Annotated in this window: 22 protein-coding genes and 3 pseudogenes; 9 read left to right on the top strand and 16 right to left on the bottom strand. The window is 70.1% G+C overall.

Translation table 11 applies throughout. The features are described from left to right. Window positions 1–207: 207 nt before the first annotated feature. Complete coding sequence (locus tag K7C20_RS29535; protein ID WP_280922041.1) at window positions 208–1,008, bottom strand: ice-binding family protein; 801 nt, start codon at window positions 1,006–1,008, stop codon at window positions 208–210. On the opposite strand from K7C20_RS29535, the pseudogene K7C20_RS39070 reads away from it, so the two are divergent. Next, window positions 999–1,178, top strand: a pseudogene (locus K7C20_RS39070) (IPT/TIG domain-containing protein); the annotation flags it as partial. The gene K7C20_RS29535 and the pseudogene K7C20_RS39070 overlap by 10 nt on opposite strands. Before the next feature lie 297 nt (window positions 1,179–1,475). After that, window positions 1,476–1,778: a hypothetical protein gene (locus K7C20_RS39065; protein WP_342452603.1), complete on the top strand. Its 303-nt coding sequence runs from the start codon at window positions 1,476–1,478 to the stop codon at window positions 1,776–1,778. A 740-nt stretch (window positions 1,779–2,518) separates the two neighbouring features. Here K7C20_RS39065 and K7C20_RS39300 read toward each other — a convergent pair. The 8 genes and pseudogenes from K7C20_RS39300 to K7C20_RS29490 all read right to left on the bottom strand — a co-directional run. Continuing rightward, a pseudogene (locus tag K7C20_RS39300) lies at window positions 2,519–2,608 on the bottom strand (3-oxoadipate enol-lactone hydrolase); the annotation flags it as partial. Between the two features lie 175 nt (window positions 2,609–2,783). Further along, on the bottom strand, window positions 2,784–3,356 hold the full coding sequence (locus K7C20_RS29520) for a hypothetical protein (RefSeq protein WP_030087918.1): 573 nt from the start codon (window positions 3,354–3,356) through the stop codon (window positions 2,784–2,786). Beyond that, window positions 3,353–4,474 (bottom strand): ROK family glucokinase, encoded by a 1,122-nt coding sequence (locus K7C20_RS29515; protein ID WP_053210568.1) that lies wholly within the window; start codon window positions 4,472–4,474, stop codon window positions 3,353–3,355. The genes K7C20_RS29520 and K7C20_RS29515 overlap by 4 nt, the downstream gene beginning before the upstream one ends. Before the next feature lie 230 nt (window positions 4,475–4,704). After that, complete coding sequence (locus tag K7C20_RS29510) at window positions 4,705–5,514, bottom strand: ATP-binding cassette domain-containing protein (protein ID WP_030087922.1); 810 nt, start codon at window positions 5,512–5,514, stop codon at window positions 4,705–4,707. Next, the gene (locus K7C20_RS29505; protein WP_030087925.1) at window positions 5,511–6,584 is read right to left on the bottom strand and encodes an ABC transporter permease; all 1,074 of its coding nucleotides are present in this window, start codon (window positions 6,582–6,584) and stop codon (window positions 5,511–5,513) included. The genes K7C20_RS29510 and K7C20_RS29505 overlap by 4 nt, the downstream gene beginning before the upstream one ends. Continuing rightward, a complete protein-coding gene (locus K7C20_RS29500) occupies window positions 6,581–7,594 on the bottom strand; it encodes a sugar ABC transporter substrate-binding protein (protein ID WP_457852759.1) in 1,014 nt (337 codons plus the stop codon). Before K7C20_RS29500 ends, K7C20_RS29505 begins: the two co-directional genes overlap by 4 nt. 188 nt (window positions 7,595–7,782) lie before the next feature. Next, window positions 7,783–8,805 carry a sugar ABC transporter substrate-binding protein gene (locus K7C20_RS29495; protein ID WP_030087929.1) on the bottom strand — a complete coding sequence of 341 codons (1,023 nt, stop codon included), beginning with the start codon at window positions 8,803–8,805 and terminating at the stop codon, window positions 7,783–7,785. Window positions 8,806–9,175: 370 nt separating this feature from the next. Beyond that, window positions 9,176–9,895: a GntR family transcriptional regulator gene (locus K7C20_RS29490; RefSeq protein WP_030087931.1), complete on the bottom strand. Its 720-nt coding sequence runs from the start codon at window positions 9,893–9,895 to the stop codon at window positions 9,176–9,178. A 331-nt stretch (window positions 9,896–10,226) separates the two neighbouring features. Between K7C20_RS29490 and K7C20_RS29485 the strand changes: the two are divergent. Then, window positions 10,227–10,571, top strand: a pseudogene (locus K7C20_RS29485) (VOC family protein); the annotation flags it as partial. A 138-nt stretch (window positions 10,572–10,709) separates the two neighbouring features. Here K7C20_RS29485 and K7C20_RS29480 read toward each other — a convergent pair. The 4 genes from K7C20_RS29480 to K7C20_RS29465 form a co-directional block, all read right to left on the bottom strand. Next, window positions 10,710–11,195, bottom strand: coding sequence for a PaaI family thioesterase (locus K7C20_RS29480; protein ID WP_053210567.1), 486 nt, complete (start codon window positions 11,193–11,195; stop codon window positions 10,710–10,712). Window positions 11,196–11,278: 83 nt separating this feature from the next. Further along, on the bottom strand, window positions 11,279–12,106 hold the full coding sequence (locus K7C20_RS29475) for a transporter substrate-binding domain-containing protein (protein ID WP_030087937.1): 828 nt from the start codon (window positions 12,104–12,106) through the stop codon (window positions 11,279–11,281). A gap of 149 nt (window positions 12,107–12,255) precedes the next feature. Then, window positions 12,256–12,924 carry a bifunctional 4-hydroxy-2-oxoglutarate aldolase/2-dehydro-3-deoxy-phosphogluconate aldolase gene (locus K7C20_RS29470; protein WP_030087939.1) on the bottom strand — a complete coding sequence of 223 codons (669 nt, stop codon included), beginning with the start codon at window positions 12,922–12,924 and terminating at the stop codon, window positions 12,256–12,258. Window positions 12,925–13,322: 398 nt separating this feature from the next. Continuing rightward, a complete protein-coding gene (locus tag K7C20_RS29465; protein WP_030087940.1) occupies window positions 13,323–13,772 on the bottom strand; it encodes a ribonuclease domain-containing protein in 450 nt (149 codons plus the stop codon). Window positions 13,773–14,111: 339 nt separating this feature from the next. Here K7C20_RS29465 and K7C20_RS29460 point away from each other — a divergent pair, with 339 nt between their 5' ends. The 6 genes from K7C20_RS29460 (at window position 14,112) to K7C20_RS29435 (ending at window position 20,001) form a co-directional block, all read left to right on the top strand. Continuing rightward, window positions 14,112–14,522 carry a RidA family protein gene (locus K7C20_RS29460; protein ID WP_030087942.1) on the top strand — a complete coding sequence of 137 codons (411 nt, stop codon included), beginning with the start codon at window positions 14,112–14,114 and terminating at the stop codon, window positions 14,520–14,522. Between the two features lie 375 nt (window positions 14,523–14,897). Next, window positions 14,898–15,287, top strand: coding sequence for a VOC family protein (locus K7C20_RS29455; RefSeq protein WP_053210566.1), 390 nt, complete (start codon window positions 14,898–14,900; stop codon window positions 15,285–15,287). Window positions 15,288–15,420: 133 nt separating this feature from the next. Continuing rightward, entirely contained in the window at window positions 15,421–16,047 is a 627-nt protein-coding gene (locus K7C20_RS29450; protein WP_030087945.1) for a helix-turn-helix domain-containing protein, read from the top strand. A gap of 37 nt (window positions 16,048–16,084) precedes the next feature. Then, window positions 16,085–16,276 (top strand): DUF6126 family protein, encoded by a 192-nt coding sequence (locus K7C20_RS29445; RefSeq protein ID WP_053210565.1) that lies wholly within the window; start codon window positions 16,085–16,087, stop codon window positions 16,274–16,276. 230 nt (window positions 16,277–16,506) lie between these two features. Continuing rightward, entirely contained in the window at window positions 16,507–19,194 is a 2,688-nt protein-coding gene (locus tag K7C20_RS29440) for a beta-N-acetylglucosaminidase domain-containing protein (protein ID WP_030087947.1), read from the top strand. A 126-nt stretch (window positions 19,195–19,320) separates the two neighbouring features. Beyond that, window positions 19,321–20,001 (top strand): thiaminase II/PqqC family protein, encoded by a 681-nt coding sequence (locus K7C20_RS29435; protein WP_030087949.1) that lies wholly within the window; start codon window positions 19,321–19,323, stop codon window positions 19,999–20,001. 68 nt (window positions 20,002–20,069) lie between these two features. On the opposite strand, the gene alc is transcribed toward K7C20_RS29435, so the two are convergent. The 3 genes from alc to K7C20_RS29420 form a co-directional block, all read right to left on the bottom strand. After that, complete coding sequence (gene alc, locus K7C20_RS29430; RefSeq protein ID WP_053210564.1) at window positions 20,070–21,200, bottom strand: allantoicase; 1,131 nt, start codon at window positions 21,198–21,200, stop codon at window positions 20,070–20,072. After that, window positions 21,197–22,540, bottom strand: a complete 1,344-nt coding sequence (gene allB, locus K7C20_RS29425; RefSeq protein WP_030087953.1) for an allantoinase AllB — start codon at window positions 22,538–22,540, stop codon at window positions 21,197–21,199. The genes alc and allB overlap by 4 nt, the downstream gene beginning before the upstream one ends. Window positions 22,541–22,697: 157 nt before the next feature. Continuing rightward, window positions 22,698–24,245, bottom strand: a complete 1,548-nt coding sequence (locus tag K7C20_RS29420; protein WP_030087955.1) for an NCS1 family nucleobase:cation symporter-1 — start codon at window positions 24,243–24,245, stop codon at window positions 22,698–22,700. Window positions 24,246–24,250: the final 5 nt, after the last annotated feature.

Below are 24,250 nucleotides of genomic sequence, written 5' to 3'. Positions count from 1 at the left end.
ATCGAGGCGAGACGCTCGACTGGCCACTTCGAAGAGCACCGGTGTGCGGTCGATGCGTGGGATGTTGCCGGTGTCCATCAGGAGGTAGCGCAGGTAGGCCGCGGCTCGCAGTTCCGGAGGTCCTGGATGGCCTCGAGGGTGAGCGGGACACGTCCGGATGTGGGCACGAAACGGGTGCACGCCCCGGTCCCACGACGTGTGGCTCCTTCACCACGGGCGCGTGATTCTGTCGGTGTCGAGAGTTACAGAGCCGTTGATGGCCAGGACCTGGCCGTTGACCGTCACGCCGGCGTTCACGGTGATCGAAATCTGGGCCAGGACCCTTCCTGCAAAGTCGGTGTCAGTGCCGAGAGTGGCTGAACTACCGATCAGCCAGATGACGTTCCTGGCCGTGGCGCCATTGATGAGGAGCACGTGGCTCGCGGTTGCCGTCGTCAGGGTCGATCCGATTTGGAAGATCCATTCGGCGTTGCGATCGCCCTGGGCATCCAGCGTGAGCGTGCCGGTGAGCCCGATGGAAGAGGCGGCGTTGTAGACGCCGGGGGGCAGTGTCTGGCCGCCGAGGTCTCCGGTGATGCCGGCGTCCGGGATCTGGCCGACGGCGTCGTTGTACGTCGTGATCAGGTCGGCATGAGCTGCGACGGCGGCGGCGTCCGAGTTGTGGATACTTCCGTCGACCTGGCCGGGCGGGAATCCGGTGATGGACACTCCCGGGCTTACCCCGAGATCTCCGGTGACGATCGAGAGACCGCCGCCGTCCACCGGTCCCGAGTCGAGGGTGACGGCCGTGAGGGAAGGCGGGTTGAGATAGGTATAGGTGACTCCGCTGGCGATTCCGCCCCTGGTGGTCACGGTGACCCCTACCGGCCCCGCGGAGGCCGCCGCTGGGACGGTCACGGTGAGCTGGCCGTCCGAGTCGACGGTGAACGCGACGGCCTGTGTACCGAATCTGACCTCGCTCGTGGTGTAGAGGCCGAGACCGGAGAAGAGTCTCGCCGAACCAAGGATCCACCGGTGGGGGCGACGCAGTGACCCTCACCGGCAGCCACTTCACCGGCACCACCGCCGTGCGCTACGGCTCCCGCCAGGCTACGAGCTTCACGGTCGTCAGCGACACCACGACTGACACCATCACCCCCTCCGGTCACGGCGCCGTTCCGGTCTCCGTAACAACCGTCGGCGGAACCAGGCCCAGCAGCGTCGTCGGCTCGCGAGGTAAGGCCCGGCAGGCGCAGCCAACGATCACGGGTGCGTCCACTGGTTCCCTGGCCTGCCGTTCGCCGAGCCGGCAGCCCGCCGCTCCTGGTCCAAGCGGCGCACCAGGCCGTCTCTGCGCCGGACACGTTGCCGGGCCTGGGTGCTTCCGTGCGAACCCTGGTGAGCGAATCCGCGAGGTCGCCCGCACGGCAGCAGCCGATGCCGGGCCGGCGGCCGCCCGCGGCATCGACTTGCACAACCCGTTCCTCGACCCCACGGTGTTGGACACCGTGCTGAGGACGCCACTCGACCAGCGCCCGCCGCTCTTCGCCTACAAGCCCCTGCTGAGCCAGACCATGACGAGTCTGCTCCCGCCCGCCGTGGCAGCCCGCACCACCAACAGCAGCTTCGACGCCGATCACTACGTCGGCCTGCGCGCCAACCTGCCCGGCCTTCAAACGCTGGCCGACGGCCACCTCGCTGGCCTCGGGATGGTCAACCCGACCTCGCTGGGCCGCACACTGCGCGGGGCCGCTGCCGACCTGGACGAGCGAGCCCGAGGGCCTCTTCCGGCTGGGTGAGGTGGCCGGTCAAGGCCCGGTGGTTAGAGGGTGTGAGTGCGGTGTTGCGGCGGGCCAGGGGCCGGCAGTCGGCCATGACCGGCTGGTCGGCATGGTAGGCCGAATTCCGGCACAGGGCGCGGTCGGGGTGTAGACGCAGGTGAGGAAGGCCCCCGGGTACAGGTGCGGCTCGTGGCGAGCGCGACGATGCGGCGCAGCCGGGCTCCGTCGGTGACGACCTGGGCCGTCGCAGGCGCCGTGGCGGGCGAACCCGGCACGGCGGGCTTCCGCCTCCGCTCCGGCCGGTCCGGTGAAGGCCGGGCGGTTGCCACCTACTTCGGCGCCTGGAAGCCGCCGATCTTCTGCTCGAGCAGTCGACCTCAGCGCGCGATGAGAACGCAGTTCGGGCGTTTCCCACCGTCTCGACTGGCACAAGCAGCACTGTCTTGGCCCTGGAGGACACACGAACAGACCAACAAGGTGCAGGGCGTCCGGCATTGGGGCTCTCGGGGAGCGAAGGAGTACGACCTGATTCGCCGCGGGGAACCGGAGTAGAGCGGTACCCACGCCGGACACCGCACGCCGTCATGACCCGCCACGCATGAACCCCAGCCGGAACAAGCCCGCGGGGGTTCGTCGCCTCACGCGCTCTCACACAGGTCTCACAGACTGCACAGACTCCCCCGGGCGGTGGGGCCCTGGCCCGGCAATAAGCACCCGTCATGGATCAGTTGGACGCCCCTGGACGGTCGTTACAACCTGTGCCAGGTGGTCCCGAGCGCGGCGCCCAGTACGAGTACGGGGGCGTCATCGGGACCATCGATCCGGTGCTGCAGGGTCTTCTCACTCACCCGGCCGCGCTACCGACTCCGTGGGGCGGTTCTGACACCCGGGTCAGGAAGGGGCAGGGCATTCCGGACGGAAGCGGAGACGGCGCCGGAACCGGTATCGAACCGCAACCGGAAGCCCGTCCGGGGCCCTCGCCACCACCGGACGAACCGGGAGCAATCCGGCACCGGCCCCCGGTCAGAACTTCACGGTCGAGACGGTGTGGACGACGGGGTGCCCCGGCTCGTCGTAGTTGACCATGATCCGCTGGTACGGGTGCGGTGACCGGCCCGTGGTCGTCGTACCGGCCCACGGCACATCGATGCCGAAGTCCCAGCCGACCTTCGACGCCTGTTCGGGCGGGATCGTCTGCTGGTTCTTCTTGAGGGCGGCGGTGCTGGTGCCGACGGCGTTGAGGTAGTGCTCGAGGCCCCACTCATTGGTCCTGAACTGCACGAACAGTGAGCTGGTCTGCCAGGAGTTGGTCTCGTAGTAGTAGACCGGGGTGGAGCCGATCGGCACCGGGACGTTGTAGATCCGCTGCTGGACCTTGGACGGGAAGGCGTTGGTCAGGCCGGTGGCGGCGGCCTCGGCCTCCTTGCCCTCGCCGCTGTCCCGGCTCTGCTCGGCGGAGATGACGATATAGCCGGCCGGGATCGCGATCAGCAGGAAGACGATCAGCGCCATCAGCACGGGGCGGCGGCGCTTGACGCGGGGCGGCGTGGCGGGGTGCGGATCGTCGTGCACGGTGTGCAGGTCGGTGTCGGTCATCGTCGGCCCGCCCGTTCGTAGCGTTCATAGCGCTCCACGCGGCGCCGGTTGGCGCGCCGGAAGCGGCGGGCCACCAGGCGGGCCAGGTCGGCGGCGCCGACCATACCGGCCTCGGGGCCCAGCTGGGCCTTGGTGATGGTGGCTTCGGGGCGGTAGCCGCGGCCGGTGAGATGGCGGCGGAAGGCGTCCCTGGCCGGGCCGATCAGCAGGTCGTCGGCGGCGCTGACGCCGCCGCCGATGACGAAGCAGGACGGGTCGAGGGCGGCGGCGAGGTTGGCGATGCCGACGCCGAGCCACTGGCCGATGTCCTGGAGGAGCTCGACGCACATCGCGTCGCCCTCCCGGGCCAGCTCGGTGATCAGCGGCCCGGTGATGTCACCGATGCGCCCGCCGACCCGGTCGATGATGTTGTACGCGACCGGGGAGTCGGCCACGGCCAGCTCGCGGGCCTCGCGCACCAGGGCGTTGCCGGAGCTGTACTGCTCCCAGCAGCCACGGTTGCCGCACGGGCAGCGGTGGCCGCCGGGGACGACCTGCATATGGCCGAATTCACCGGCCACGCCGTACTTGCCGCGCTTGACCGCGCCGTCCTCCAGGATCGCGCCGCCGATGCCGGTGCCGAGGGTGATCATGACGAGGTGGTCCTCGCCGCGGCCGGCGCCGAAGCGCCATTCCGCCCAGGCGGCGGTGTTGGCGTCGTTGTCGACCATGACCGGGACCGCGAGACGGCCGGCGAGGCGGTCGCGCAGCGGTTCGTTGCGCCAGTTCAGATGCGGCGCGAACAGCACCTTGCTGCGGTCCGCGTCGACCCAGCCGGCCGCGCCGATGCCGACCGCATGGACGTCGTGCCGGTCGGAGAGGTCGAGCACCAGCTCGGTGATGGTGTCCTCGACGACCCTGGGGCTCTTGGACTTGTCCGGCGTCTCGGTGCGGACCTTCTCCAGGATGGTGCCGTCGGCGTCGACGACGCCCGCCATGACCTTGGTGCCGCCGATGTCGATGCCGACGGTGGGCACCCGGGGGGCGGTCAGATGCGAGCGCCGCTCACGGGTGCCGACCGTGCGCAGCACGGTGGCTCTGGCGGATCCTCGGTGCACCCGGTCCCGGTACATGCTCATCGACCCACCTCTTCGCCGTTGCTCCCCCATTGCCTGAGGGGCGCGGGTGGCACCCCCATGCGGCGGCTGCGTGCTCGCAAGAGTCGTCTCGTCCCTGCGGGGTCTCGGGAGGCCGGGGCCTCGATGTGCGGGTTCGGTGCGATTGTGCATCACCGGCGGCGTCCGGCGCACCGCGACGGGGAGTAATGCACCCCGCGCGGCCCGTGGGCCTGCGCGGGGTACGGGGGTGATCACTCGGGCCGGTGACCGCCGGGGAATTCCGGGGTCGCGGTCCGGGCCAGCTCGTGGCTGAGCTGTTCCAGCTCGCTGCCGCCCGCCATTTGACGGGTCAGCTCCTCCAGGGCGATCTCCGATTTGGCGTGGCTGCCGGCCATCGTGCCGCGTTTGAGGAGTACGAAGCGGTCGCCGACGAGATAGGCGTGGTGCGGGTTGTGGGTGATCAACACCACGCCGAGCCCGGCGTCCCGCGCGGCCGCGACGTACTTGAGGACGACGCCGGACTGCTTGACGCCCAGTGCCGCCGTCGGCTCGTCCAGGACGAGGACCTTGGCCCCGAAGTAGACGGCGCGGGCGATGGCGACGCACTGCCGTTCGCCGCCCGAGAGGGTGCCGATGGGCTGGTCGACATCGCGCAGGTCGATGCCCATCCGCAGCAGCTCGCTGCGGGTGGTCTCGCGCATCGTCTTGACGTCGAGCCGCTTGAAGGGCCCCACGCCGGTGGTGGGCTCGGAGCCCAGGAAGAAATTCCGCCACACCGGCATGAGGGGGACGACGGCCAGGTCCTGGTAGACGGTGGCGATCCCCCGGTCCAGGGCCTCGCGCGGGGAGGAGAGGGAGGTCTCCTCGCCGTCGATGGTGAAGGATCCTGCGTCGTGCCGGTGCAGTCCCGCGATGATCTTGATGAGGGTGGATTTGCCGGCGCCGTTGTCGCCGAGCACACAGGAGATCTCCCCCGCGTGCACCTCCAGGGACACGCCTTCCAGTGCCCGGACATTGCCGTAGTACTTGCTGACGTCTCTCAGCTCGACCAGCGCTGTCATGCCTTTTCCTCCGCCCGCTTGCGGACCCATGCGTTCAGTAGCGTGGCGAGCAGCAGCATCGCGCCGAGGAAGAACTTGTACCAGTCCGGATTCCACTGCGCGTAGACGATGCCCTTGCTGGCCATGCCGAAGATGAAGGCGCCGACGGCGGCACCGATCGCCGAGCCGAAGCCGCCGGTCATCAGACAGCCGCCGACCGCCGCGGCGATGATGTAGAGGAATTCATTGCCCACACCGTCGCCGGACTGGATCGCGTCGTACGAGAACAGCAGGTGCTGGCCGGAGACCCAGGCGGCGAAGGCGACGCCCATGTAGAGGCCGATCTTGGTCTTGGCGACCGGGACGCCGACCGCCCGCGCGGCGTCGGCGTTGCCGCCGACCGCGAAGATCCAGTTGCCGACGCGGGTGCGCAGCAGGATCCAGGTGGCGACGGCGACCAGCACGATCCACCACAGGATGGTGACCTGGATGTCGACGCTGCCGAGGGTCAGATGCGAGGCGAAGAGCGTACGGGCCGATTCGAAGCCCTCCATGTCGGCGATGGTTTTCGTCGAGACGGTGCCGCTGATCAGTTTGGTGAAGCCGAGGTTGAGGCCGGTCAGCATGAAGAAGGTGCCCAGCGTGATGATGAAGCTGGGCAGTTTGGTACGGGTCAGCAGCAGCCCGTTGAAGGCCCCGATGGCCAGGGTGACCAGCAGGGACACCCCGACGCCCACCCAGGTGTTGGCCGTCATCTGGTAGCTGAACATCGAGGAGATCAGCGCCGAGCTGACGACCATGACGCCGGCCGAGAGATCGAATTCCCCGCCGATCATCAGCAGCGCCACCGGCACGGCCATGATCCCGATCGTCGAGGACGCGTAGAGCACGGTGGAGAGGCTGGAGGCCCGAAGGAACGGTTCGGCGACGATCGAGAAGAACACGAAGACCGCGGCGGCGCCGACGACCGAGCCCAGTTCGGGGCGGCCCATCAGCCGGCGCCCCAGGGAGCGGTGCAGCAGCCGTTCGTCGCCGTTGCTCTTGACCGGCGGTCCCGCGGGCCCCAGCGGCGCCGCGTCGGTGTGGCTCATCGGGTCCCCCGCTTCGTGTAGTCCTCCAGCGCGGCGGCGTCCTTCTTGGTGATCACCTGGGGTCCGGTGAGCACCGGCTTTCCGCCGCCGAGGACATCGGAGTTGTACTTGTAGAGCCACAGCAGGTCGACCGCCTCGTAGCCCTGGAGGTAGGGCTGCTGGTCGACGGCGAAGCCGAGGGTGCCGTCCTTGAGGCCGGTCGCGACCTGGGCGTTGAGGTCGAAGGTGTCGATCTCGGCCTTGCTGCCGGCCTGCTCCTTGGCCTTGACGGCGGTGGGGGCGAACGGGGCGCCGAGCGTGACGACGGCGTCGATGGAGCTGTCCGACTGGAGCTTGGACTCGATGGAGGACTGCACGTCGGGCATGTTGGTGCCCTCGACATACAGCTTCTGCAGATCGCCCTTGAAGGTCTTCTCGGCGCCGTCGCAGCGCTGCTCATGGCCGACGTTGCCCTGCTCGTGCAGGATGCACAGGGCCTTCTTGCGGCCGCGCTTGTTCAGCTCCTCACCGACCGCCTCGCCGGCCACCGTCTCGTCCTGGCCGATGTGGCTGAGCGCCCCGAACGCCTTGGACTCCTCGGCGCCGGAGTTCACCGTGATCACCGGGATCCCGGCCTTCTCGGCCTTGGCGACCACATCCTTCATGGCGTTGGGCTTGGCCAGCGAGACGATCAGCCCGTCGACCTTCTGGTCGATATAGGACTGCACCAGCTGGCTCTGCCGCTGGGCCTCCTTGTCGTGCCCGTAGACGAACTTGATGTTGTCCTTGACGGCCGCCTGCTGGGCGCCGTTCTGGACGATGTCCCAGAAGGTGTCGCCGTCTCCCGAGTGGGTGACCATCGCGAACGTCCACCTGGGGGTGTTCACCGCGGCCTTGCCGCCGGCTGCCTTGGCGGCGCGCTCCTGCTCGGCGCGCAGGCCTCCGGTGCTGCTGCACCCCGCCAGGGAGGCGCCGAGCGCCGCCGCCAGCACGGCGCTGACGACGCGTCCCCTTCTTCGAACCCGTGCCACGAGGACTCGCCCTTCCCGCTGATGTTGCCGTGTCGGCTGCGTTGGTTGTATTCGCTGTCCGGACCGGCCGGTCCGTGCGCGTGCGGTGTCCTGCACCGCCTCCGGCGCCGGTCGGCCGGGCCCAACCGGCCAAGTATCCGTTACCGGTGATCTGTCCCGGTTCATCGGGTCCCGTCTTCCCTGTGGCTTCACCGGGTGCCTCGCCCGGTGTATTCGGTCAGCTTCGGTACATCCTTCTCGGTGACCAGCGCGGGCCCCGTGAGCACCGGCTTTCCGCCACCGAGCACATCGGCGTTGGCCTTGTGGAGCCAGAGCAGATCCACCGCCTCGTAACCCTGGAGGTAGGGCTGCTGGTCGACGGCGAAGGTGACGTCCTTGGCCTTGAGCAGCTTGACGACGGCGGAGTTCAGGTCGAAGGTCGCGATCCGGGCCGCGCTGCCCGCCTCCTCCTTGGCCTTGACGGAGATCGCCGCCATCGGCGCGCCGAGCGTGACGATCGCGTCGAGGGACTTGTCCGACTGGAGCTTGGCCTCGACCGAGGACTGCGAGGACGGTGCGTTGGTGCCGTCGACATCGAGGTTCTCGACGGTCCCGTGGAAGGCCTTGCGCACGCCCGCGCAACGGTCCTCCAGCGACACATTGCCCTGCTCGTGGATGACGCAGAGGACCTTCTTCGCGTGCCGGTGGTCGAGCTCCTCGCCGACCGCGCGCCCGGCCACCGACTCGTCCTGCCCGATATGCGTCAGGGCCCCGTACGCCTTGGAGAACTCGCCGCCGGAGTTCACGGTGATGACCGGGATGCCCTGCGCCACGGCCTTGCGGACGGCCGCCTTGACGGCCTGCGGCTTGGCGAGGGTGACGATCAGCCCGTCCACCTTCTGGTCGATGTACGACTGGATCAGCGCGGCCTGCTGGGCGCCCTCCTTGTCATGGGCGTAGAGGAACTTCACGTTGTCCTTGGCGGCGGCCTGCTCGGCACCGTTCTGCACGATGTCCCAGAAGGTGTCGCCGTCGCCGGAGTGGCTGACCATTCCGATGGTCATGCGCGGGGTGCCCGCGCCCTTGCCGGATCCGCCACCCGCACCCTCGGCGTGCTCGCCGCCGGCGGCGCTGCACCCGCTTGCCAGCGCGACGGTCGCCAGTAAAGCGATGGCGCCGCGCACCGCGACGCTGCGGACAGTGAGGGGACCAGCCGTACGCACGCCGATCATCGTGGAACCGCCTTTTCTCCCGGCCGCCGGAATGCGGCTGGAGGAGTTTGTAACGGCGCGCGCAGAGCCACGTCAATGGTTTGTCAGAACATTCTGACGAGGAGGCCCCGCACCGGCGCACCATAACCGGGCATTGCGGTAGATACCGCCCCACCGACTCGGGTCCGGGGCGGCGAATCGACCGGTCCGGGGCGGCGTCAGGGACATGCAGGGGCAGGCACGGCCATGCACCGGCACGCATGGGCACGCACGGACACGCAGGCGCAGGAGGGCCGGCCCGGCGTTGCGCACTCGGGGCGCTACGGGGCCCACGCCGCGCTCAGGGCAAGGAGGGGCGGGTAGTGGGCCGGTCCCCTCCCCACTCAGGGGCTCAGGGCCGTACCAGCAGCTGGAACTCGAAGGCGTAACGGGAAGCGCGATAGACATGCGAGCCGAACTCGACCGCGCGCCCGGTGTCGTCGAACGTCGTCCGCTGCATCGTGAGCAGCGGAGCGCCCTCGGGCTCGTCGAGCCGCTGCCCCTCCTCGGCGGTGGCGGCGCGCGCACCGACGGCCTGACGAGCGCTGTGCAGGGTGATGCCGGCCGACCGCATCAGGCGGTACAGACCGGTCTCCTCCAGCGCGGCGGTCTCCAGCTTCAGCAGCCCCACGGGGAGGTGATTGCGCAGATGCGCGACGGGCTCGCCATGCGTCAGCCGCAGCCGCTCGACCAGCGCGACCTCGTCCCCCTCGGCGATCCCCAGCGCGGCGGCGACCTCGGCGTCGGCCGTGGTGGTGGTGTTGAGCAGCACGCGGGTGGCCGGCTTCTGCCCGGCCGCCTCCAGGTCGTCGTAGAGGCTGCTCAGCTCCAGCGGGCGCTTGACCTGGCTGTGGACGACCTGGGTGCCGATGCCGCGACGGCGCACCAGCAGCCCCTTGTCGACCAGCGACTGGATCGCCTGCCGCACCGTCGGCCGGGACAGGCCGAGCCGGCCGGCGAGCTCGATCTCGTTGCCGAGCAGACTTCCGGGGGCCAGCCTGCCGTGCTCGATCGCGGCCTCCAGCTGCTGGGACAGCTGGAAATACAGCGGGACCGGACTGCTCCGGTCCACGCTGAACTGGACGGGACTCTCGGCGCCCAGGGCTTCTTCTGATTCGCGTTTCCCCACGCTCGCGAGCGTATCCGTCCGGGCAGATGACGGGAAGTCCGGAGGTCACATTGTCCGGACAAGGGCAGGTGGAGAGGCCGCCTTCCCGGTTCGGGGATCCGGGGTGGCCCGGGGACGGCCACTTGCGGCGCCGCGGCCGGCACACTGCCCTCGTCGGTCACATCCACCGGAGCGGGTGCACCTCCGCCGGTTCGCCCCGGCAGTGGGAGGAACGGATGCGGGGGAAGCCGTTCCACCGCGAAACCACCGCCCCCTCCCCGAGGAGTCACCCGTCATGCGCGTACGTCGTGTCGTCCCCGACATCCAGTCCGACGACCTGGAGGAAACCCGCACGTTCTACGGCCTGCTGGGACTCGAGGAAGTCATGAACCTGGGGTGGGTCATGACTCTCGCGTCCCCCAGCAACCCCACCGCGCAGCTCATCTTCATGACGCATGACAAAACCGCCCCGGTCACCCCCGACATGAGCATCGAGGTCGATGACGTGGACGCGGCCTACGCAGCCGTGCTGGCCACCGGCGCACAGATCGTCCGGACGCTCCAGGACGAGGAGTGGGGCGTCCGCCGCTTCTTCGTCAAGGACCCGAACGGCCGGGTCGTCAATGTCCTCGGGCATCAGGCGTCACAGGGGGAGGCCGGCGCCGGGGCCGACGCGAGCGCCGACGCCGACACGGACCTCAGCACCGACGCCGACACCGACACGCGTAGCGGTGGCGGCTCGCGCCCTCCCGCCGACGGCTGAAGCGCCGGGCCCCGACTACCCCTCACCGTTGCCGCCCGCCGGCCCGTTGAGGGGCAGTACCGTCCCCTGCGCCACCGCGCACACGCTCTCCTCCCCCTCCGCACCGATCACCGTCAGATCGCAGCGGCACACGGCCTGCCGGCGCCCGGCCTGGACGACCTCGGCACGGGCGCGCAGCGTACGGCCGACGGCCGGGCGCAGATACTGGATGGAGAAGCCGCCGGTGACGATGGCCGTGCCCAGGGCCGTGGCCGCGGCGAAGGTAAGGGTGTTGTCGGCGGCGTACGACAACACTCCGCCGTGCACGAATCCGTGCTGTTGCAGGAGTTCCTCGCGGATATCGATCTCCAGCGTCGCCACACCGTGCCCGAACTCGGTGATCCGCGCCTGCACCAGCCTGCTGAACGGCTGCGCGTCCAGCGCCTTTTGCGCCGCGGCAAGGTCGAGCACCGCACTCACCGCACCTTCCCGCACCGGGCTCTCCCGCACCACACCGGCCATCTCGCCATCCGCCTCTCGCCCGTACCTCCGAAGACCTGGTCGATATTAGAGCCAGCTCTCCAAAACGACACGCATCCACGGTGCTACTTCATCCAGGCGTCCTCGTACTTGCGGTACGTCCCGTCATGGGTGGCCAGGTGCACCCACTGGTCCACATACGCCTTGAACTCGTCGTCGCCGCGGGGCAGGGCGTAGGCCTTCTCGGAGAAGGAGAACGGCTTGTCCGGGTGCAGTGAGCAGAGTTCAGGGTGGACCTTGGCCTGGTAGCGGGTCTCACCGGCATCGGTCATCATCACGTCCGCCCGGCCCGCGATGATCTCGTCGAAGATCGTCGTGTTGTCCGGGTGGACCGTGATGGTGGCCTGCTTGAGGTGGGCGCGGGCGAATTCCTCGTTGGTGCCGCCGGGATTGACGATGACCTTCGTTCCGGGCCGGTCGATCTGCCGCAGGGTCTGGTACGTGTCCTTGTCCGCGCAGCGCACGATGGGCGTCTTGCCGTCGGTGCGGGTGGGCTCGCTGAAGTAGACGGAGCGGGCGCGCGGGAGGGTGACCGAGACACCGCCCATGGCGATGTCGCAGCGGCCGGCCGAGAGGTCGCCGACGAGCTCGGCCCAGGTCGTGGCCACGTAACGGGGTGTGGCATCGAGGCTCTTGGCGAGATCCTCGGCCATCTTGATGTCCACACCGCTGTAGGTGCCGGTCTTGGGGTCGCGGTGACTGAAGGGGCGGTAGTCGCCGGTGGTGCAGACCCGCAGCACCCCGCGCCGGGGGACGGTGTCGAGGGCCGACGCCTTCCCGCGGGCTACGGGTGTGGCGTCCCCTCCCGCGGCGGGTGCGTTGGACACCGCCGGGGCGGCGGCGGTGACGGCGAGCAGGCAGGCAAGGGCGGAGAGGGTGGCGACGCGCTTCATGACGGCTCCTGTGACTCCGGTACGCGGCAGCGTGATCACATGATCGAAGCGCTCAGGGTGGCAGAGCCCGTGGTTCAGGTGAACCCCTTGACCGGCCAGTGGGACGGTGGATGGCCGGAGGGCCCAGGCCGCGGCGCGCCGGCGAGCCGTCAGTCCTCGTACAGGTCCGCGGTGCCCCTGGTCGTCGGGCGGTGGGGAGCGGCCTCGTCGATCCGGCTGAGGAGGTCGGCGACGCGCTTGGCAACGGTGTCACGGTCGCCCTCGGAGAGCGCCGTCCCCATGCCCACGGCAACGGCCCCCGCCGCGATCCACTCCGGCGCGCTGTCGACCGTCACCCCGCCCGTCGGCAACAGCGGCACCTGCGGAAGTGAGGCACGGACCTCCGTCAGCCAGGACGGGTCGTGCGCCGAGGCGGGGAACAGCTTGAGCGCGTCCGCGCCGAGTTCGAGCGCACGGACCATCTCGGTGGGCGTCGACACCCCGGGGAAGACCGGGATGCCGTAGCGGTGGCCGGTACGGATGACCTCGGCGTCAAGGCTCGGCGAGACGAGGTAGCGGGCACCCGCGTCGACCGCCATGCGCGCCGATACCGCGTCAAGGACCGTGCCCGCGCCGATGATGGCGTCGTCACCCAGCTCACGGGTGAGCGTCGTGACCGCCTCCAGGGCGAAGGGGGTGGTGAGGGATATCTCCAGGCTGGTGATGCCGGCTGACAGCAGAGTGTCGGCCGTGGCGCTCGCCTCGTCATAGGTTCTGCTACGGACGATGGCGAAAACCCGCTGCGCCAGTGCGGCCCGGGTGATCTCCCAGCGATACACGGCAGTTCGCCGTCCTTCCTTGTCTCCAACGCTCCATGCCGGCTCGCCGTGCCCCACGGCGTATACGGCACTTTCCGGGGCGTGCCGCAGCAGCTGACCGCACATGGTCTTTTTCCGCTGATGCCCGCCCGCTCCTCGTTTCTGTCGAAACGCTACCGGCAGCCACTGACAATCCTCTCGCGGGGGTGCGCCCTCTGCGCCCCTTCTGCCAAGAATGGGGAGAAGAGGGAGGTGGGAGGGGGCGCACGGCAGGGGAGCGCAGCTCCGGCGCACAGCACGGCGGCGGCCGGGGTGCATGTGCACCCCGGCCGCCGCGGGTTGGGACAACAGGCCCTGACCGGCCCGCCGCCCCCGTTGTTCGGTTGTGGTGCTGCTCTCCGGCCGCTCAGCCGTCGGTCTCAGCAGCTGCGGTCGACGAGATCGAACGTCTTGTAGTGGTCGGCGGTGTAGTAGTCCTCGTCCTTCTTCTCGCCGGCCACGATGCGTCGCGCACCGCGGTCGGGGGAGCCCGGCGTGATGACGGTGAACTCGTGGTAGTAGTCGGAGCTCTGGGACGGGAGGATGCCCTCCCGGTTGTCGAAGACCGTCCCGTCCTTCGGGTACGGGTAGGGCCCGCCCTTCGCGATCAGGTCGAGGGTGTCGTGGGCCTGCGAAGGCAACTTGGAGTAGCAGACGTTGCCGACGCCCTTGACGTGCACGGACGTGACGTGCGCCGCCGCGGCGTACGAGGTGGCCGTGTGGGTCGTGGCGACGGCAGGCGAGGCGGTGACCGCGGTCCCGCCGATGAGAAGGGCCGAAGCGAGGGCGCCGGCGGCGCCGATCCTGGTGATCCGTGGGGGGATTCTCATGCTCACCAGAATGACGCGCGTAGACATGATCCTGTCAATCCCAACGGGCCGAAGTTTGCAGGGAGTTCACCACATCACGCCCACCAACCGCCCCAATCATCCCCATATTGCACCTGCGTCCCACCAGCATTGCGCCCGCGCCCCCACCGGCCTCATTACCGCCGGACGGCGAGAGGCGCGCCGGCCGCCGACGGCCTGCGGACGCACCGGGCCGAACTCACGTCGCCGCACGCCCATGTCACCGGAGGCACGACCCCGAGGGCACCAAAACAGGATCCATCGTCTCGACCCGTGAGAAATCAGCTTGCATGGCCGTCGCAGGCACATGACACTCCGGGCATGAACGCGAAGATCACCCGCATGAATCCCGAGCAGCTGCACCCCACGCCCGGCTACCACCACATCACCGTCGTCGAGGCCGGCCGGACGGCCTACTTGGCGGGCCAGTGCCCGCTGGACAACGCGGGTTCCCTCGTGGGCGACGGAGACCTCGGCCTCCAGATCGACCAGGTCGCGGCGAACGCACTGACCGCCCTGGGGGCCGTGGGGGCCAAGCCGGAGGACGTGCTGCGCACGGTGATCTATGTATGCAGCGAGGAGACCGAGGTCCTGTGGACGGCCTGGCGACGGCTCACCGACTCCCCCCTCGCTCCGGCCCTCAGCGCTGCCAGCACCCTCCTGGGCATCTCACAGCTGGCCTTCCCCGGACAGCTCGTCGAGGTCGATCTCACCGTGGCTCTGCCCGACTGAACCGGCCTGAGGCACCGGCCCGATGCACCGGGCTGGTGCACCGGTCCGATGAATCCGGCCGGATGAACCATCCCGCCCCAAGGTTGACCGCGGCCGGAGGGATGCGGGCCGGGGCCGGGCCGGAGGGGCGGCTCCAGGACAGGTTCAGGACAGGTCCGGGACGGGAACGGGAGGACGGGTCCGGGCAGACCCGGAATGAGTCCGGGCGAGGTTCGGGTTGAATTCACCGTGGATCGGATCGGTCCGGTGGAGCGATGCGGACAGGGCTGCACCGGGAGCGGTCCGAACCGGCGGCCCGGACCTGGTGGCACCGGAGCGGGCCGCACCGGACCGGACCGGCCTCTGGGTCGGATCACCTCACTGGAGGGATGCCCCATGCGCGTCAAGGACTTCGATCATCTGGTGCTCAACGTGCAGGACGTCGAGCGTGCGCTGGACTTCTACTGCGGGACGCTCGGGCTGGAGCCGGTCCGGGTGGACGAGTGGCGGGCCGGCACCGACCCGTTCCCGTCCGCGCGGATCAGCCCGACCGCGATCATCGACCTGGTCGCCCGCCCCCGCGGCGAAGCGAACGTGGATCACATCTGCCTGGTCGTCGAGCCGTTGGACTGGCAGGAGGTCATCGACTCGGGCCGGTTCACCGTACTGGAGGGGCCGGGCAGCCGTTCCGGGGCACGGGGCGAGGCCCAGTCGATCTACGTACAGGACCCGGACGGGAACACCGTGGAGCTGCGGTGGTACCCGGAGGACGCCGCCGGGAAATGAGACCCCGAGCGGGCGGGAGCAGCCACTGGGGTTGGGGGCGGAGCGCCGGACGGTGAGCCCGCCCCGCACCGCATGCGTTTGCCTCTGAGGCAAATCTTTTGCCTGAGAGGTGAAGTGTCGTTATACCGGGGATATGACCGAGCTCCCCGACGAGCCCTCCGGCACTCCGCCGGAGGATCTGTCCACCGTCGCGCCGCGCCTTCGTGACCTGCGCAAGCGCAGTGGTCTCACGCTGGAGACCGCGGCCCGGCTGGTGGGACTCTCGCCCGCGCATCTGTCGCGGCTGGAGACCAATCAGCGGCAGCCCTCACTGCCCATGCTGCTGGCGCTGGCCCGTACCTATGGCACCACGGTATCCGACCTGCTCGGCGAGACCGTGCCGGAGCGGGACCCGATCATCCGCGCGGGCCGTACGGAGCCGTCGGAGGCCGGCGGCTGGACGTACTGGCCGGTGGGCGGCGCCGGGCGCGCCCTGCAGTCGCTGCGGGTCCATGTGCCCCAGCGGGCCCAGGGCGATCTGGTGCGGGTGCACCCGGGCGAGGAGTGGCTGTACGTCCTCGACGGACGGCTGCGGCTGACGCTCGGCGCGGCGGTGCATCTGCTGGACCCGGGCGACGCCGCGCACTTCGACTCGCTCACCCCGCACCGTATCGCCGCCGCGTCACACGGTGGGGTCGAGCTGCTGTTCGTCCATACGTTGCTGCAGAGCGGGACCGCCGAGCTGTGCCTCGGCGACGACGCGAGGCGCCGCGGGCTGTGAGCCCTCGGCGCCGTTCTTGAAGGAAGGACCCTACGTCGTGTCCGATCAGACCACTCCTGCCGCTCCCCCGTCAGCGGAGCCGCTCCCCGAGGCGGCACCCGCCGCCTCGGCCTACAAGGAGGACACGCCACCGCGCGGGCTGTATGTGCGCGTGTTCATCTATGTCGTGGCGACGCATGTGCTGTTGGCGTTCCTGAGCTTCCTGGTGATCGTCGCCAAAACGCGGTGACGCGTGACGCTGCGCTTGGGTTTCGGCCCACGTTTTCGGCTTTCCCGCCGTGGTGGTTGTTCGCCGTTGCGCCTGGCGGCGGGCGGGGCCGCTGCCTCGGCTTCGGCAACGTCCATCTCTTCGGTTCGAAAGTCCATTGCCCTGGTGCGGTGGGCAGGTGAAGGGTGCTGGCGCGAAGGGCTCGCACGCCTCTCGTCCCTGCACCTCGCTGCACCGAGGAGGACCGAAGGATGCACCGTACGCGCACCGCGGCGGCCACCGCGTGGGCCATGGCTTTGGCTGTGATCCCCCTGACGGGCATGGCGGGGCCGCCGGGCGCCGGGGGGAATGCGGGGCATGACGGCCCCGGGGACAGACCCGCAGGGGCCGCTACCCGTTCCCTCTCCCCCACGCCCCGTTCCGTTCAGAGCCGGTCCGACCTGGTCACCATCACCCCGTCCGTGACCGTCGTCGCCGGGCCGGACGCCGACGCCCCGGCGCTGGCCGTCGTCGAGAAGTCGCTCAAGGACGCCGGTGCCGACCGGGTCGTACGGGCGGAGCGGGCGCCGGGGCATGGGCAGTTGACGGTGTATGTGGACGGCGCGGGCGCGGCGCAGGCGCTGAAGGGGCTGGGGGCGCGGGGCAGCGAGGGGCTGCCCGCCGAGGGCTACGCGCTGGCCGTCGGCGAGGGGCGGATCGCCTTGTCCGGCAAGGACGCCACCGGGACGTACTACGCCGCGCAGTCGCTGCGGCAGTTGCTGCCCCACCGGGAGCGGCCGGGTGCCCAGGTGCGGGGCACCGCCGTACGGGACTGGCCTGCCACTCCGCTGCGCGGTGTCATCGAGGGCTTCTACGGAACTCCCTGGTCGCATGACGCCCGGCTCGACCAACTCGACTTCTACGGCGAGCACAAGATGAACATCTATGTGTACTCGCCGAAGGACGACGCCTATTTGCGGGAGAAGTGGCGTGACCCGTACCCCGCGCAGCAGCTGGCGCAGATCAAGGAGCTGGTGGACCGGGCGCACGAGCGGCATGTGGAGTTCACCTATGCGCTCTCCCCGGGGCTGTCCGTCTGCTACAGCTCCGACGCGGATCTCAAGGCGCTGACCGCCAAGTTCCAGACCCTGTGGGACATCGGTGTGCGGACCTTCGCGGTGCCGTTGGACGACATCAGTTACACGGACTGGAACTGCGCGGCGGACAAGGACGCCTTCGGGACCGGCGGCGGGGCGGCAGGGGCGGCGCAGGCGCATCTGCTCAATCGCGTCAATCAGGAGTTCATCGCCACGCATCCGGGCGCCGAGCCGCTCCAGATGGTGCCGACGGAGTACTACGACGTGAAGCCGTCGCCGTACAAGAAGGCGCTGGCCGCCAAGCTGGACGGGAACGTGCTGGTCGAGTGGACGGGCGTGGGGGTGATCGCGCCGACGATGACCGTCGCCCAGGCGCGGCAGGCCCGGGAGGTGTTCGGGCACCGGATCCTGACGTGGGACAACTATCCGGTCAATGACTATGTGACCAACCGGCTGTTGCTCGGGCCGTTCAACGGACGGGAGAAGGGGCTGCCGGAGCAGCTGGCGGGGATCACCGCGAACCCGATGATCCAGCCTGCCGCGTCCAAGCTCGCGCTGTTCACGGTGGCCGACTACGCGTGGAACGACGCGGCGTACGACGCCCGCGCCTCCTGGGGTGCGGCGATCGAGGAATCGGCCGGTGGCGACGCCCGTACGGCACGGGCGCTGCGGGCCTTCGCCGACGCCCATTACGCCTCGTCGCTCAACCCGAAGCAGGCACCCGAACTGGCCGCCGCCATCGCGGAGTTCGGCAAGGACGGGCAGGCGCGACGACTGGACGGGGTGCTGCGGACCCTGCAGGACGCGCCGGGGGTGCTGCGGGACCGGCTCGCCGACCGGGGGTTCGTCGAGGACAGTGAGCCATGGCTGGATGCGACCCATGCCTGGGGCGTCGCGGCCCGTACCGCCCTGCGGCTGATCGAGGCGACCAGGGCGGGTGACGGCGCGAAGGCCTGGCAACTGCGGCAGCAGATACCGGAGTTGGTGAAGACCGCCAAGTCCTTCGTGTATGTCGACATGTCGGGGAAGAAGGTCCCGGTGCTGGTGGCGGACGGGGTGCTGGACACCTTTGTCGAGGATGCGGTGGCCGCGCACGACGAGGCGCTGGGCGTCGTGGGCCGGCCGAAAGGGGCGACGGATCTGTCGGTCTACCAGGACAACGCGGTCTCCCGGATGACCGACGGTGATGACACCACGTACTTCTGGAGCGGCGCGGGACCCAAGACCGGTTCCTTCGTGGGGCTGGATCTGCATGCCGAGCGTCCGCTGGGCACCGTCCGGCTGGCGATGGGCAAGAGCGGCAGCCCGGACGACTATCTGCGGCACGGTGTCCTGGAGTACTCGTCGGACAACAAGAACTGGCAGCAACTGGCCGCGTTCGACAGGAAGGCCGAGGTCAGTGTCGAGCCGCCGGCCGGTACCAAGGCCCGGTACGTCCGCGCTCGGGCCACGCAGGCGCAGGACAGCTGGCTGGTGGTGCGGGAGTTCGCGGTGGCCGGGGCCGATGCGGTGACGGTGGCCGGCGGCCCGCCCGCGAAGGCCGGCAGTGCATTGCGGTCGGCGGCGGACGGTGACCCGGCGACCGTCTATCGCGCGGCACGGGCGGCGCAGTCCGGTGAGGCGCTGGAGTACACGCCCGACGCGCCCCGCGCGGCACGGTCCGTGGTCGTCCTGCGGCCGCAGGGCGCACCGGCCGGGGCGGCGAAGGTCGAGGTCCGTGCGGGCGGAGCCTGGCGCACGCTCGGCACGCTGTCCGGGGCCTATACGCGGCTCCCGGCGGGCGACGGGGCGATCGAGGCCGTACGCCTGGTCTGGCGGGACGGAGCGGCGTCCCCCGAGGTCAATGAGGTGATTCTGCACTGAGGGGATCCGAGGGGCTGAAGGGAGAGGCCTTTTCTCCCGGCGGCCGCGTCATCGCGCCCCCGGTCTCCGCCGTGCGCCCTACTCTGAGGCCCTGGCCGCCGCCCTCGCCCCGGAGGAGACCGACCCATGGCCCGACTTGCGCCCGATGCCCCTCGTCCGACCGCGGCCGCCGTGCTGGACGACGCGGTCCGTGCACTCGTCCCGGACCCCGGCGCCAACCGGCTGGTCGCTCGGATCGAGGCCGGTGAGGCGCCGCGCTCCGTGTTCGCCACCTTCGCCCTCGAAGAGCACCAGGTGATCGCGGCCGACCGGCTCAGCTTCCAGCATCTGGCGCGGCGGGCGGACGGCGACCCGCCCGTGGCCGACTTCTTCGATCTGCTCGCCCAGGGCGAGACGCTGGCCATGAAGCGGCTGGCCGGGCTGGCGGACGCCTGCGGGCTGACCGGACGGGACATCGCGGAGTATCAGCCGCGCCCCGGCTGCCAGGCGTACCCGTCCTATGCGGCGCGGCTCGCCCTGGGCGGTGAGCCGGCCGATGTGGCGATCGCCCTGACCGCCAACTTCGCGGCCTGGGGCGGCTATTGCGCCGTCGTCGAGGCGGCGATGCGAGGCCACTACGCCTTCCCCGAGGAGGCCCGTGGGTTCTTCGGCCTCTTCGCCGAGCCGTCACCGGCCCTCGCGGAGAAGGCGCGCGAGGCGGTGCAGCACGGCCTCGACACCCGCCAGGCGGAGCCGGCCACGGCGCACCGCTACGGCCGCCTTCTCCAGGCGTATGAACTCATGTTCTGGAACTCCGTCGCCGACTGATCCGGTCCGGCCTGCGGCTCCTACCGGCAAGGCCGGAGCCGCCGGCCGTAGGAGCCGCCGCGCCGCGGTCAGCCGCTCAGCTCGTCGTGGCGGGCGCCGAGCCGGCGGGCGCCCTCCTCGGTGAGTGAGCCGTGCAGGCGCAGCCGGGCTATGCCGCCGTCCGGGAAGATGTCGATCCGGACGTGGGTGGCGGGCGGTGCGCCGGCGAGCAGGAAGCGGTGGACGGTGTCGGGTTGCAGGCGGGTGCGGGGCAGGAGTTCGGTCCATTCGCCGTGCTCACCGTCGCGTCCGGACAGCGCTGCCCAGCCAGCCGCATTGCCCTTGAGGCAGCCGGTGTCGATCTCCACCGCGCGGATCACGGACTGTTCGGTGAGGCGGTAGCGGACCCAGTCGTTGCCGGTGCCGCGGCGGCGCCGGGTCTCCCAGCCGTCGTCCATCTTGCGGGAGCGGCCCGGCTGGATGGTGTGCGTGGGCGAGGAGTAGAAGCGGTCCGAGGCGTCCTCGACCTGACCGCCGTTCTCCAGGGCGGCGACGTCGAACGTGCCCAGCGCGGCCAGCCAGCCGGGCGCGGGGACGACCTCGCCGTGGGCCCGGAGTCGGGCGATGCCGCCGTCGGGATGCTGGTTGAGACGCAGATGGGTGAAGCGGCGGGCGGTGTCGACGACGAAGCCGTTGGCGGCGTGCCCGCCGACTTCGGTGCGCGGGACGAGGGTCGTCCAGGGCACGTCGTCGGCGAGGAGTTCGGCCGGCGACGGGGAGCCCTCGCGGCAGGTGCCTTCGACGCTGACGGACTGGGGGTAATTGCCGCGGAAGTGGGCGGTGTCGACGACGATGCCGTGGATCACTCCGGGCGCCCCGAGCCGGATCAGCGCCCAGTCGTGGTCCTCGTCCGCCGGGAACGGGTGCGCACCGTCGGGGCCGCGGCGTCTGCGGGTCTCCCAGCCGTCCATGATCTTGCCCTTGTGGCCGAAGGCCCCGGGGTCGAAGTGGGCGGGCTCGGGCCGCAGGAGGTTCTCCCGCTCGGCGAAGAACTCGTCATTGGCAGCGAGCACACCCGCGCCCAGCCGCCGGTCGGCGAGGTCGGGGAGGTGGGTGAAGGGGAAGCCGTCGGGGCCGGGGGTGCGGTAGTCGGCGTAGGGGTCGCCGCCCGCGTAGGGGCCGGCGTCGCCGGTGTAGTGGGGGAGGCCGGCGGTGGTCATGCGCGGTGCGGCCGTTCGAGCAGTTCGCCGGTGGGTTCGGTGAGGGTGGCGCCGTCGGTGATCTGCCGGCCGCGCAGCCAGGTGGACCGTACGACGCCGTGCAGGGTCTTGCCGGCGTACGCGGTGATCTTGTTGCGGTGCTGGAGGGCCTGCGGGTCGACGGTGAAGGTCTCGTCGGGTGCGAAGACCGCGAAGTCCGCGTCCCGGCCGGGCTCGATGGCGCCCTTCTGGCCGAGGCCGACCAGGGCCGCGGGTGCGGTGGCCATCCAGCGCACGACGTCGTCGAGGGTGTGGCCGCGCTTGCGGGCCTCGGTCCAGATGGCCGGCAGGCCGAGCTGGAGGGAGGAGATGCCGCCCCAGGCCGCACCGAAGTCGGCGGTCTTGAGGTCGGCGGTGGAGGGCGAGTGGTCGGAGACGATGCAGTCGATGGTGCCGTCGGCCAGTCCCTCCCACAGCGCGTCCTGGTTGGCGGCCTCACGGATCGGCGGGCAGCACTTGAACTCCGTTGCCCCGTCCGGGATCTCCTCGGCGGTCAGGGTCAGGAAGTGCGGGCAGGACTCGACGGTGATCTTGACACCCTCGCGCTTGGCGGCGGCGATCAGCGGCAGCGCGTCGCTGGAGGACAGATGCAGGACGTGCACCCGTGCGTCGAGCCGCTTGGCGAGCGCGATCAGCCCGGCGATGGCGTCGTTCTCGCAGGCGCGGGGGCGGGAGGCGAGGAAGTCGGCGTACTTGGCGCCGTGCGGCTCGGGGGCCGCGTCCAGATGGCCGGGGTCCTCGGCGTGCACGATCAGCAGGCCGTCGAAACCGGCGATCTCGCCGAGGGCGGCGGCCAGTTGCTCCTGGTCGACCTCGGGGAACTCGTCCACACCGGAAGGCGACAGAAAGCATTTGAAGCCGAAGACGCCGGCGTCGTGCAGCGGACGCAGATCCTTGACGTTGCCGGGGATGGCGCCGCCCCAGAAGCCGACGTCGATATGGGCCTTGCTGCGGGCGACCTCGCGCTTGGTGTCGAGGTGGGCGGCGGTGGTGGTGGGCGGGAGGCTGTTGAGCGGCATGTCGACGAGGGTGGTGATACCGCCCGCCGCGGCCGCGCGGGTGGCCGTCCAGAAGCCCTCCCACTCGGTGCGGCCCGGGTCGTTGACGTGGACGTGGGTGTCGACGAGGCCGGGCAGCAGGACGTCGTCACCGAAGTCCCGGACCCGCGCCCCGGCCGGAGCCTCGGCGTCGTGCGGCAGCACCGCGGCGATCCTGCCGTCCTTGACGACGACGGACGCCGCGCGCGTCCCCTGTGGGGTGACGACGCGTGTGGAGCGCAGCACCAGCTCTGTTTCGGACACCCGGTCCCCTCCTCGTATCTGTCTTCATCGTGGCGTGATGGCGTGCGCGGTGCACGGCCGCCGAGGAGGCCGTGGTGCCCGGGGCACGGAAGGCACGCAGGACGACTGCGAAATTCAACAGTCTGTTGAATGAGTCTTCACTCCGGACCGCGGCCCGTCAAGACCCCTTCACCGGCACCGGCGCACCGGCCGGACCGACTCCCCCTGACACCACCGGCTCCTCCTCCACAGCCGCCCTGACCTGCGACGGGATGATCTCGTCCGGGACCGGGGCGGCGCCCGTCGCGGACCGGTCGCGGCCGGCGACCAGGAGGTAGAGCCCGCCGGAAAGCCCCATTCCGAAGATCCAGGAGAACGGCGCCACCGCATCGAAGGCCGGGACCAGGGCGAGCGCGGCGGAGACCGCGGCGGCCGGCAGGAAAGCGGTGACGGCCTTCGGGTTGAAGCCCCTGCGGTAGAAGTACGCGCCGCGGGCATCGGTCGAGAACAGCGCATCGACATCGATCCGGCCGCGGCGCACCAGGTAGTAGTCGACGAGCAGAATCGCCACCAGAGGGCCGAGGAAGGCCCCCAGCGCCCCCAGGAAGTACTGGATCACCAGCGCCGAGGAGTACAGCTTCCAGGGCATGACGACGATGGCCAGCACCGCGGTGATCATGCCGCCGCGCTTGAAGTTCAGGTACTTCGGCGCGAGGTTGGCGAAGTCGTAGGCGGGCGAGACGAAGTTGGCGACGACATTGATGCCGATGGTGGCGACGATGAAGGCCAGCGCGCCGATGACGGTGACCACCGGGTTGTCGATCTTCTGGATCACCTTCACCGGGTCGTAGATCGCCTCGCCGAAGACCGAGATCGTGCCCGCGGTGACGAGGACGGCGACGACCGCGAAGGCGGTGAAGTTCACCGGCAGCCCGATCAGGTTGCCGCGCCGGTAGGAGCGGTGGTCGGGCGTGAAGCGGGCGAAGTCGGCGTAGTTGAGGACCAGCGTCAGGAACGTGGCGACGGTCAGGCTGACCGCGATCAGGCTCTGCTCGACCTGCGCCGTGCCGCTGAGACCGGTGAGGCTGCGGGTCAGCGAGATGTCACCGCCGGCCTTGACGACCAGATAGACCGCGAGCGCGAGGACGACGAGCCAGACCACCGGGCCGGTCGCGAAGTCCTGGACCTTGCGGATGAACTCCATCCCGCGGGTCAGCAGCACGGCCTGGAGCCCCCACATCACCAGGAACGCGGTCCATCCCAGGGTGGACAGTCCCAGCACCGAGTTGTGGTGATAGGCCTCCAGTCCGGGCGCGAGCTGAAGCGTCAGCAGGACCACGGCGGTCGAGGCCAGCCAGGTCTGAATGCCGTACCAGGCCACGGCCATGATCGCGCGCAGCAGGGCGGGGATGTTGGCGCCGTAGACGCCCCAGCTGGCGCGGGCGAGTACCGGGTAGGGAACGCCGGTCCGGTGCCCCGCATGCCCCATGCGGTTCATCAGCCAGTAGACGATCGAGATACCGGCCAGCAGCGCCACGAACACCTCCCATGCGGGCAGGCCCAGCACGAACAGACTGGCGGCGAAGGCGTAGTTGCTGATGGCGTGGGTGTCGGACATCCACAGCGCGAAGATGCTGTACGTGCCCCATTTGCGCTCTGGGGCCGGCGCGAGGTCCTCGTTGAAGAGGCGCGGGTCCGGCTGCGGGGGCTTCGGGGGTGTTGTCACGTGTC

It is taken from the genome of Streptomyces decoyicus (assembly GCF_019880305.1).
GTDB lineage: Bacteria > Actinomycetota > Actinomycetes > Streptomycetales > Streptomycetaceae > Streptomyces > Streptomyces decoyicus.
Note: the sequence above shows the minus strand (reverse complement) of the source record. Positions and strands in the feature narration are given on the sequence as shown.

Excerpts from the sequence above, each read along its gene's own strand:
- K7C20_RS29475 (WP_030087937.1), bottom strand. The coding sequence starts at position 12,106 with ATGAAGCGCGTCGCCACCCTCTCCGCCCTTGCCTGCCTGCTCGCCGTC.
- K7C20_RS29450 (WP_030087945.1), top strand. The coding sequence starts at position 15,421 with ATGACCGAGCTCCCCGACGAGCCCTCCGGCACTCCGCCGGAGGATCTG.
- K7C20_RS29465 (WP_030087940.1), bottom strand. The coding sequence starts at position 13,772 with ATGAGAATCCCCCCACGGATCACCAGGATCGGCGCCGCCGGCGCCCTC.
- K7C20_RS29440 (WP_030087947.1), top strand. The coding sequence starts at position 16,507 with ATGCACCGTACGCGCACCGCGGCGGCCACCGCGTGGGCCATGGCTTTG.
- K7C20_RS29510 (WP_030087922.1), bottom strand. The coding sequence starts at position 5,514 with ATGACAGCGCTGGTCGAGCTGAGAGACGTCAGCAAGTACTACGGCAAT.
- K7C20_RS29505 (WP_030087925.1), bottom strand. The coding sequence starts at position 6,584 with ATGAGCCACACCGACGCGGCGCCGCTGGGGCCCGCGGGACCGCCGGTC.
- K7C20_RS29435 (WP_030087949.1), top strand. The coding sequence starts at position 19,321 with ATGGCCCGACTTGCGCCCGATGCCCCTCGTCCGACCGCGGCCGCCGTG.
- K7C20_RS29520 (WP_030087918.1), bottom strand. The coding sequence starts at position 3,356 with ATGACCGACACCGACCTGCACACCGTGCACGACGATCCGCACCCCGCC.
- alc (WP_053210564.1), bottom strand. The coding sequence starts at position 21,200 with ATGACCACCGCCGGCCTCCCCCACTACACCGGCGACGCCGGCCCCTAC.
- K7C20_RS29480 (WP_053210567.1), bottom strand. The coding sequence starts at position 11,195 with ATGGCCGGTGTGGTGCGGGAGAGCCCGGTGCGGGAAGGTGCGGTGAGT.
- K7C20_RS29495 (WP_030087929.1), bottom strand. The coding sequence starts at position 8,805 with ATGATCGGCGTGCGTACGGCTGGTCCCCTCACTGTCCGCAGCGTCGCG.
- K7C20_RS29515 (WP_053210568.1), bottom strand. The coding sequence starts at position 4,474 with ATGAGCATGTACCGGGACCGGGTGCACCGAGGATCCGCCAGAGCCACC.
- K7C20_RS29460 (WP_030087942.1), top strand. The coding sequence starts at position 14,112 with ATGAACGCGAAGATCACCCGCATGAATCCCGAGCAGCTGCACCCCACG.
- K7C20_RS29455 (WP_053210566.1), top strand. The coding sequence starts at position 14,898 with ATGCGCGTCAAGGACTTCGATCATCTGGTGCTCAACGTGCAGGACGTC.